The organism is Delftia sp. RIT313 (genome assembly GCF_000632165.1).
In the GTDB taxonomy this organism is placed as follows: Bacteria; Pseudomonadota; Gammaproteobacteria; order Burkholderiales; family Burkholderiaceae_C; genus Comamonas; species Comamonas acidovorans.
Genome location: NZ_JFYT01000007.1, coordinates 1 through 5,767, shown reverse-complemented (window position 1 = coordinate 5,767; position 5,767 = coordinate 1). Strand labels below are relative to the sequence as shown.

The following is a 5,767-nucleotide window of genomic DNA, read 5'->3' as shown; positions in this document are numbered from 1 at the left end:
TCCCGTGTGAAAGTAGGTCATCGTCAGGCTCTTACAGCCCAAGAAACCCCGTAGCCCAAAGCTACGGGGTTTTTTGCTTGTTTGCGCAGAAGTACTTGTATCGTCGCCTGCGCGATGTGCGTGCGCCATGGTGGGCGCAAACGGCTTGAAAGATGAACATGCAACTGCAAGACATTCTGTATTCCCAAGGGTTCGGCATCCGCCGCGTGTGTTCCGGACTGGTCCAACAGGGCTGGGTGGAACTGTGGGACACCGAGGCCAATGACTGGGTGCGTTGCCTCGACTCCACGCAGGACATCGATCCTGAAGGCCTGCGCTATCGCGTGCAGGGTGTGGAGTGGGCCTATCACGCGCTGGGCTATGTGCTGCTGCACAAGCCTGCGGGCACGGAGTGCTCGCAAAAACCGTCGACCTATCCGAGCATTTACTCGCTTTTGCCTTTGCCGCTGCGTCTGCGTCCGAACAAGGGCGCCGTGCAGGGCGTGCAGGCCGTGGGGCGGCTGGACCAGGACACGACGGGCCTGCTGCTGCTCAGCGATGACGGCCAGTTCATCCACCGGATGAGCTCGCCCAAGAAGCATGTGCCCAAGATCTATCGCGTGACCACCAAGCATCCGGTCGATGCCAGCCAGGTGCAGCGCCTGCTCGACGGCGTGGTGCTCGACGATGACCCCAAGCCCGTCAAGGCCGCTGCCTGCGAGCAGGTGAGCGAGCATGTGCTGGACCTCACGCTGACTGAAGGCAAGTACCACCAGGTCAAGCGCATGATCGCGGCCGTTGGCAACCGCGTCGAGGGCCTGCACCGCTGGAAGATCGGCGAGCTGGAGCTCACCGATGACCTGCAGCCGGGCCAGTGGCGATGGTTGACGGCCGAGGACCTGGCCAAGCTCAAGGCCAAGTGAGGCAGGGGGCCGCGTTTCCATGATGAATTCCGCTGACCCAGGCCGGGGCTGGGCCCTGTTGTGTACTGCTTTCGATGCACCCGTGCCGGATGCGCTGCGCATCCAGCAGGACGTGCTGATCGTGGTGGATGGCCGCGGCATGATCGATGCCGTGCTGGAGCGCGGTGATCCCCGCCGCGCCGCTCTGGAGGCCGCGCATGCGGCCGCAGGCACGCTGCAGCGCCTGCCGGAAGGCCAGTACCTTTTGCCCGGCATGGTGGACCTGCATGTGCATGCACCGCAATGGCCGCAAAGCGGCAAGGCCCTGGATGTGCCGCTGGAAACCTGGCTGCAGGAGTACACCTTTCCCCTGGAAGCGCGCTACGGCGATGCCGGCTTTGCCACTTCGGTCTACGACAGCGTGGTGCGCACGCTGCTGGCCAATGGCACGACGACGGCCATGTACTTCGGCACCATCCACGCCGTGGGCAACCAGGTGCTGGCCGAACGCTGCCTGGCCCTGGGCCAGCGCGCTCTGGTGGGCAAGGTGGCGATGGACGAGCCGTCGCAATGCCCCCCGTACTACAAGGACGGCAGCGCGGCCGAAGGCATTGCCGAGACGGCGCGCTTCATCGACTGGCTGCGCCAGCATCCGGACAACGCGCAGCAGCGCGTGCTGCCGGTGATCACGCCGCGCTTCATTCCTTCGTGCACCGACGAGCTGCTGCGCGGGCTGGGCGACCTGGCTGGACGCACCGGCGCCCATGTGCAAACCCATTGCTCCGAGAGCGACTGGGCGCATGCCCATGTGCTGGAACGCCAGGGCCGCACCGATGCGCATGCGCTGCATGATTTCGGCCTGCTCACGCGCCGCACGGTCGTGGCCCATGCCAACTTCCTCACGGCCGATGACGTGGCGCTGATGGCGCGCACGGGCGCCTCGGTAGCGCATTGCCCTCTGTCCAACTTCTATTTCGCCAACAGCGTTTTCCCCGCGCGCAGCGGCCGTGAGCAGGGCCTGGGCATGGGGTTGGCCACGGACATCTCGGGCGGCTACAGCCCCAGCATGTTCGATGCCTGCCGCCACGCCATGACGGCCTCGCTGGCCTTGCATGAGGGGGTGGACCCGGCCCTGGGCGCTTCGCAGCGCGGCAGGGCGGGGCAGGGCGTGCAGGCCCGCATCGACCACGTCTTTGCGCTGTGGCTGGCCACGGCGGCGGGGGGCGATGCGCTGGACCTGCCGATTGGCCGCATCGAGCCCGGCCACGCCATGGACGCCCTGGCCATCGACTGCCAGGGGCCTGACTCCAATGTCCAGATCTGGCCCGGCGCGGATGGGCCGGCCGACATTCTGCAAAAGATCATCCACCACGCCACGCGCGCCAATGTGGCCAGCACCTGGGTGCAGGGCGAGTGCGTGCACCGGCGCCAGGCCGCCGGCGCTGTCACTGCTGTCTGAGCGCCGCAGTCTTTAGGCTGCGGCCGTTTTCCGCATTTTTCCGTCCCATGACCGAACCGACCTCCTCCTACGAAGGGCGCCTGATCGCCCGCCCCGACGACCGCGTCTCGCTGTCACAGGCCCTGTTGCTGGGCCTGCAGCATGTGATGGCCATGGACGTGTATGTCGTGCCCTTCATCATTGCCTCGGCCCTGGCGCTGTCGCAAGCCGATGCGGCGTCCATGATCCAGTCCACCTTTCTTGCCGCAGGCGTGGGCACGCTGATCCAGACCGCCTGGTGCATGCGCATGCCTGTCGCGCAAGGGCCTTCCTACATTCCGCTGGGTGCCATCCTGGCCGTGGCCTTTGGCGCGGGCGGTGGCTTCGGCGGCATGGGAGCGGTCTATGGCGCGCTGATTCCGGGAGCGCTGATCGTCATTGCACTGGGTGCGCTGGGCTGGTTCCACCGCGTGATCCGCTGGCTGGTGCCGCCCATCGTCGGCGGCACCATCATCCTCGTGGTGGGGCTGTCGCTGCTGCCGATTGCGCTCAGCGCCAACGTGTTCTCGGTGCATGGCGGCATGACGGTCAACCAGTCCATTGCCCTGGCTTCGGTGTCGGCGGCGCTGCTGATCGCGGCCATGATGCTGGGCCTGCGCTTTGACAACCGGCTGGGCCGCTGGATGCGCCTGTCGTCGGTGATCATCGCACTGGTCGGCGGCACGGCCGTGGCCTGGGCCATGGGCCTGTTCGCCTGGCAGCCGGTTGCGGATGCGCCCTGGCTGACGCTGCCCAAGCTGGCCGGCATCGACTACCCGCTGCAGTTCAGCCTGCCTGCCGTGCTGACCTTTGTCGTGATCTATCTGGTGGTCATGGCGGAAACCACGGGCACCTGGTTTGCGGTCTCGGCCGTGATCAACCAGCCCATCACCAGCCGCCAGCTCGACCGTGGCGCCGTGGGAGAGGGCCTGAGCTGCAGCGTGGCCGCCCTGATAGGCGCCACGCCGGTCACCGGCTACTCCACCAATGCGGGCGTGATCTCGATCACCGGCGTGGCCAGCCGCATGGTTTTCATTGCAGCCGGCCTGGTGCTGGCCTGCCTGGGCTTTCTGGGCAAGTTCTCGGCGCTGATTGCGGCCATTCCCTCGCCCGTGATCGGCGGCATGTTCGCCGTGGTCTGCGTGACCATTGCCATGGCGGGTATCCGCATCCTGCGCCATGTGCGCCTGGACGAGCGCGCCATGCTGGTGGTGGGCGTGCCCATCATCTGCTCCTTCTTCGCCACGCTGGCTCCCAAGGACTGGGTCCAGACCCTGCCGGACATGCTGCAGTACCTGCTGGGCTCGGCCGTGACCGTGGGGGCCATGGCCGCCATGGTGATGAACCTCATCCTGCCGCGTGCGCAGGGGGACGACGCACCGGCCAAGGACCAGGTGGTCTGAACGCCGCAGGGGTCTGCGCCCGCAAACCCATGAGAAAAGGCCATGCGCAGTTGTTGCGCATGGCCTTTTTGCTGGAAGAGGCGTGAGGCGGACAGGGCCGCAGGATTCAGCGCCGGTCCAGGTCGTCGATGGATGCGCTCCAGCGGCTGTCCCAGTTGCCGCGCTCGCGCACCTGGTCGATCTGGCGGCGGTCACGCTTGGTGGGGCGGCCGTCGTGCTGGTCGGCAATGCTGCTGGCGGGCTCGGGCGCCAGCCGGCGCTGCTCGGCCAGGCGCTCCCGCTCGGCAAGGCTTGCGGCGGTTTCTTCGTAGAGGGCCTGGGCCACGGGTGCGGGGCCGCGCATGCCGGACAGGCCACGAATGACCACGGTGCGCGGAATCTGGCCCTGGCGCAGCACCACGGTGTCGCCGCAGCGCACCTCGCGCGCGGGCTTGACCAGGGCTCCGTTGACGGTGATGCGGCCCTTGCCGATCTCTTCTACCGCCAGGCTGCGCGTCTTGTAGAAACGCGCGCACCACAGCCATTTGTCCAGACGCATGGATTCGATATCGGTCATGGCGTTATTGTGCGCGCGGCGCGGGGTGCTTGCCAGCGGCCGGTTGCAGCGGAATCGCCACGTGAGCGTGCAGACCGCAGACCAGGCCTTGCCGGTAGATGTTGCGCAGTTCGATGGCGCCGCCCAGCGTCTGCACGATCTCGTGGCAGATGGCCAGCCCCAGGCCCGAGCCACTGCGCGCATTGCCGGCCGAGAACGGCTGGAACAGCCGCTGGGCCAGATCGCTGTCTATGCCCGGCCCGCTGTCGCGCAGGCTGAGCACGGCCTGGCTGCCGGCCTGGTGCACGCTGATGTGCAGGCTGCCGGCCGCAGGCATGTGGCGTATGGCGTTGTGCAGCAGGTTGCGCGTGAGCTCGCGCAGCATCCATTCATGGGCCGGCACGGGGCAGGGTTCGGTGTCTATGGAGAAATCGATGTCCTGCTCGGCAATCAGCGGCGACAGTTCGATGGCCACGTCGCGCACCACTTCGTCCAGCAGGCTGGGGGCGGGCGACGCCGGCTCGGCGCTGTCTTCCTGCCGTAGCTGCTCGACCTTGGCCAGCGCCAGCATCTGGTTGGCCAGCCGCGTGGCGCGATCCACGGTGGCGCCGATTTCCTCGAAGGCCTGCTCGGCCGGCACATCGCCGCGCTGGGCCGACTGCAGCTGGGCCTTGAGCACGGCCAGCGGCGTGCGCAACTGGTGCGATGCATCGCGCACAAAGCGCTTCTGGTCCGACAGCAGCTGGCGCAGCCGCAGCATGAGCTGGTTGATGGCCTCCAGCAACGGCTGCAATTCACGCGGCGCAGCGGGGGCCGACAGCGGGCTCAGGTCGCCGCGCGGGCGCGAGCGCAGGTCGCTGCTGAGCTGGCGCACGGGCTGGGTGGCCCGCTGCACCACAAAGATCACGATCAGCGCCACGGCAGCCACCAGCAGTGCCTGGCGTGCCAGCGTGGTGCGCAGGATCTGCAGGGCCAGGGTCTCGCGCAGCTCCAGCGTCTCGGCCACCTGGATCACGGCCATGCCGCGCCCCTTGGCGCTGGCCACGGGCTGCAGCAGCACGGCCATGCGCACGGGCCGGCCGCGGAACTGTGCGTCGTAGAAATCGACCAGGGCCGCGTAGGGCGGGCGCTGGGGGATGACGCCGTGCCACATGGGCAGCTCGCCAAAGCCCGACACCATTTCCCCGTCCAGCGTGGAGACGCGGTAGAACATGCGGCTCTGGTTGTCGGCCTCGAAGATCTCCAGCGCCGAGTAGGGAACGATGGCATGCAACTGGGCGGACTCGTCATAGCCCGTCACATCCAGCTGCTCGCTGATGCTCTTGGCCGAGGCCAGCAGCGTCCGGTCATAGGCCGTGTTCAGCGCAGCCAGCGTCTGGTGGTACAGGCTCCAGGTATTGAAGCCAATGAACAGAATGACGGGGACGAGAATGCCCGTCAGCAGCTGGCGGCGCAGCGACCAGGGCTGGCG

General features: G+C 67.3%; 5 protein-coding genes. 3 read left to right on the top strand and 2 right to left on the bottom strand.

The features are described from left to right. Positions 1 to 158 precede the first annotated feature (158 nt). From BW39_RS02635 to BW39_RS02625, 3 genes are read left to right on the top strand one after another with little or no spacing between them, the layout of a single operon-like run. Positions 159 to 902 carry a 16S rRNA pseudouridine(516) synthase gene (locus BW39_RS02635; protein WP_043819571.1) on the top strand — a complete coding sequence of 248 codons (744 nt, stop codon included), beginning with the start codon at positions 159 to 161 and terminating at the stop codon, positions 900 to 902. 19 nt (positions 903 to 921) lie between these two features. Further along, a complete protein-coding gene (gene guaD, locus BW39_RS02630) occupies positions 922 to 2,340 on the top strand; it encodes a guanine deaminase (protein ID WP_043819569.1) in 1,419 nt (472 codons plus the stop codon). 47 nt (positions 2,341 to 2,387) lie between these two features. Further along, on the top strand, positions 2,388 to 3,761 hold the full coding sequence (locus BW39_RS02625; RefSeq protein ID WP_043819566.1) for a uracil-xanthine permease family protein: 1,374 nt from the start codon (positions 2,388 to 2,390) through the stop codon (positions 3,759 to 3,761). 106 nt (positions 3,762 to 3,867) lie between these two features. Here BW39_RS02625 and BW39_RS02620 read toward each other — a convergent pair whose 3' ends face one another. Beyond that, positions 3,868 to 4,317 carry an RNA-binding S4 domain-containing protein gene (locus BW39_RS02620; RefSeq protein ID WP_013803367.1) on the bottom strand — a complete coding sequence of 150 codons (450 nt, stop codon included), beginning with the start codon at positions 4,315 to 4,317 and terminating at the stop codon, positions 3,868 to 3,870. 4 nt (positions 4,318 to 4,321) lie between these two features. Further along, positions 4,322 to 5,767 (bottom strand): sensor histidine kinase (locus BW39_RS02615; protein ID WP_043819564.1); only part of this gene is annotated, 1,446 nt, incomplete at its 5' end.

Coding starts and splice junctions, on each gene's coding strand:
- BW39_RS02635 (WP_043819571.1), top strand. CDS start 159: ATGCAACTGCAAGACATTCTGTATTCCCAAGGGTTCGGCATCCGCCGC.
- guaD (WP_043819569.1), top strand. CDS start 922: ATGATGAATTCCGCTGACCCAGGCCGGGGCTGGGCCCTGTTGTGTACT.
- BW39_RS02625 (WP_043819566.1), top strand. CDS start 2,388: ATGACCGAACCGACCTCCTCCTACGAAGGGCGCCTGATCGCCCGCCCC.
- BW39_RS02620 (WP_013803367.1), bottom strand. CDS start 4,317: ATGACCGATATCGAATCCATGCGTCTGGACAAATGGCTGTGGTGCGCG.